Below are 2,963 nucleotides of genomic sequence, written 5' to 3' on the forward strand. Positions count from 1 at the left end.
ATACAATACTTACTCTATTTTTTTCAAAAACTGATAAATAAGATATAAACGAAAGCATTATAGATTGTGAGTATTCATTACACCCTTCTACTTTAGAAAGATACTTTATAACTCAAAAATGTTCAGACACAATATAAGGTCTGAACACTTTTGGACTCGCTCTAACACCAAAATATCTGTGCTCCTTTTTAAAATATACTTAAATCCCATTCTTTTGCAATATGTTCTAACAACATAATTCCTGGTAAACTATTCCCATATTCATCAATGGCTGGTCCGTAAATACCAATACCACATCCATCTTGGAACGATAAATCCTTCCTAGTTTTTGAGGGAACAAGTGTCATAATTCCGCCGGATACCCCACTCTTAGCTGGTAATCCAATGAAAGCAGCAAATTTTCCAGAAGCATTGTACATTCCACAAGTTAGCATTAAAGCTTTTGTTAACCTAGCTACTTCTTTAGGGAGCACTTGTTCTTTGCGAATAGGATGATATCCATCATGTGCTAGTATAAGCCCTATTAAGGCAATATCTTCTGTATTTATTTCAATCGAACATTGTTTTAAGTAAACCTCTAGTGTCTCCTCCACATCTGATTCTAGAAAACCATTCTCCTTTAAATAGTATGCTAATGCTCTATTACGATGAGCCGTTTCCCATTCTGATTGAAATACTATTTCATTAATAGCGGGACGCTTCTCTATCATTTTTTCAATTAATACGTATAGAGATTCTAATTTTTCTTGCACCGATGTCCCTGGCAAAAGTGAAGCTATCGTAATCGCTCCAGCATTGATCATAGGATTAAAAGGTTTTCCTGGTTTATGTATCTCTAAACGAATAATTGAATTAAAGGCATCTCCAGTTGGCTCTACGTCAACTCGTTCTAATACATAAGAAATACCGCGACTTAAACAAGCGGCTATAAAACCGATTACTTTTGATATACTTTGTAATGTGAAAGGTATCTCCCAATCTCCTGATTTTATCATTGTTCCATCTGGCTTTACTATACAAATACCTAACTGCGATACATTTATTTCCCCCAGAGCGGGAATATAACTGGCGCTTCGTCCCTTAGCTGCATACGCTCGATAATGAGCTACCCATTGATCTAAGCAAACTTTTTCTTGACCCTCAACTTGAACGCTAGAATCCTTTATCATTTAATCATATTCCCCCGTACTATTAACTTTATATAGAATGATTTTTTCTTTACTATAATCAATAATATTTGCACTAGAACCAAGAAAAATATTCAGACATATTGCAGTCTGAATATCCTTCTTATTACACACTTTTCTTTTTTGAAGTTTTCTCATAACTATCCCAACATTCAATATTTTCAAGCCCTTTAATGTTTTCTTTATAAAAAACAGGATCTTTACCAGCTTTTTTCTGGTTTATATAATCTTGTAACGCCGCAAATGCTACTTTTGAAAGTAAGGTAATAGCAATTAAATTAATAATAACCATAAAGCCCATAAATAAGTCCGCTAAATCCCATACAATTTGAATTTTTGCAACAGAACCAAATACAATCATAGCCAACACACTTATTCTGTATATCATTAACCACACTTTACTTGTATGTAAGAAGCGAATATTTGTTTCACCATAATAATAGTTGCCAATTAACGCACCAAATCCAAATAAAAAAACAAAGATAGCAAGACAACCCGATGCCCAAGGACCTATGTGTTCACTTAATGCTGCTTGTGTAAGTGCAATACCATTTAACCCCGGTTGTTTATATGCATCAGACAGCAAAATAATAAAGGCAGTGCTAGTACAAATGATCAGTGTATCCGTTAATACACCAAATGCTTGAATCAGTCCTTGTTTCACCGGATGACTTGTTGTTGCTGTTGCGGCAACGTTTGGTGCACTTCCCATACCAGCTTCATTTGAAAATAAACCACGTTTAACTCCATTCATAAGTGCTGCACCAATTGAACCGCCTGCTATTTGTTTAAAACCAAATGCGTTTTGAACAATAAGAGAAAGAACTTCCGGCATTTTTGATATGTTGGTAACTACAACAAATAATGCAACTCCAATGTATAATACCGCTAAAAATACCACCTTGTATTCAGCCATTTTTGCAATACGTTGTACACCACCAAAAATAATCGCAGCGAAAGCAATAGCCATGATTATCCCAACTGTTAGACGATCTGTACCAAATGAGTTTTGAAAAGCAATTGTAACTGTATTTGATTGTACTGAATTGAATACAAGACCAAAAGTAATTGTGATTAAAATAGAGAATAATACTCCCATCCAACGTTTATTCAACCCTTTTTCCATATAATAGGATGGACCACCGCGGAAACCAGTTTTATCTTTTACTTTATATATCTGTGCTAATGTGCTTTCGACAAAACTGGAGGCCGAGCTAATAATAGAAATAATCCACATCCAAAATACAGCTCCCCAAAATACAGCTCCAGGACCACCTAATGCAATTGCAATCGCAATTCCTGTGATATTCCCTGTTCCAACGCGGGCTGCCATACCAATACAAAACGCTTGAAAAGGAGAGATTTGATCTTTAGAACCACTTTTCCCCTCCATTAATACACGGACCATCTCTTTTAACATTCGAAACTGTACAAAATTCAATTTAAATGTAAAATAAATTCCGCAAATAACAAGCATAATAATTAACAATTTAGACCATAAAAAATCATTTGTTGATCCGACTAACTCTACAAAAAATCTTTCCATATTATCACTCCATACCAAAAATTTATCTATCATAATCTATATAAAATCACCTATATTCCTTGGCATAAATACCTCATTCATATTCAAATACAACAAGGATAAAAATTTTCTATATTAATAGAATTGGCCTGTTTAAACAAACATCGCAACACGCAACTGCGAAACTGAATTTTCTAAAAACTTACCATTTATACACAAGATGCTCTATCCCCTTCTGCAAAACTAATATT

Annotated in this window: 2 protein-coding genes; both read right to left on the reverse strand. The window is 34.3% G+C overall.

The genetic code is table 11. The features are described 5' to 3' along the window. Positions 1-188 precede the first annotated feature (188 nt). Positions 189-1,169, reverse strand: coding sequence for a glutaminase GlsA (glsA, locus tag ABWK52_RS27920; RefSeq protein ID WP_098542016.1), 981 nt, complete (start codon positions 1,167-1,169; stop codon positions 189-191). A gap of 124 nt (positions 1,170-1,293) precedes the next feature. Continuing rightward, the gene (locus tag ABWK52_RS27925; protein WP_353772302.1) at positions 1,294-2,733 is read right to left on the reverse strand and encodes an alanine/glycine:cation symporter family protein; all 1,440 of its coding nucleotides are present in this window, start codon (positions 2,731-2,733) and stop codon (positions 1,294-1,296) included. Positions 2,734-2,963 lie beyond the last annotated feature (230 nt).

This window comes from Bacillus sp. AP50 (genome assembly GCF_040492675.1).
Taxonomy (GTDB): Bacteria; Bacillota; Bacilli; order Bacillales; family Bacillaceae_G; genus Bacillus_A; species Bacillus_A cereus.

Bases quoted from the DNA above. Each gene is read 5' to 3' on its own strand.
- glsA (WP_098542016.1), bottom strand. From the start codon at position 1,169: ATGATAAAGGATTCTAGCGTTCAAGTTGAGGGTCAAGAAAAAGTTTGC.
- ABWK52_RS27925 (WP_353772302.1), bottom strand. From the start codon at position 2,733: ATGGAAAGATTTTTTGTAGAGTTAGTCGGATCAACAAATGATTTTTTA.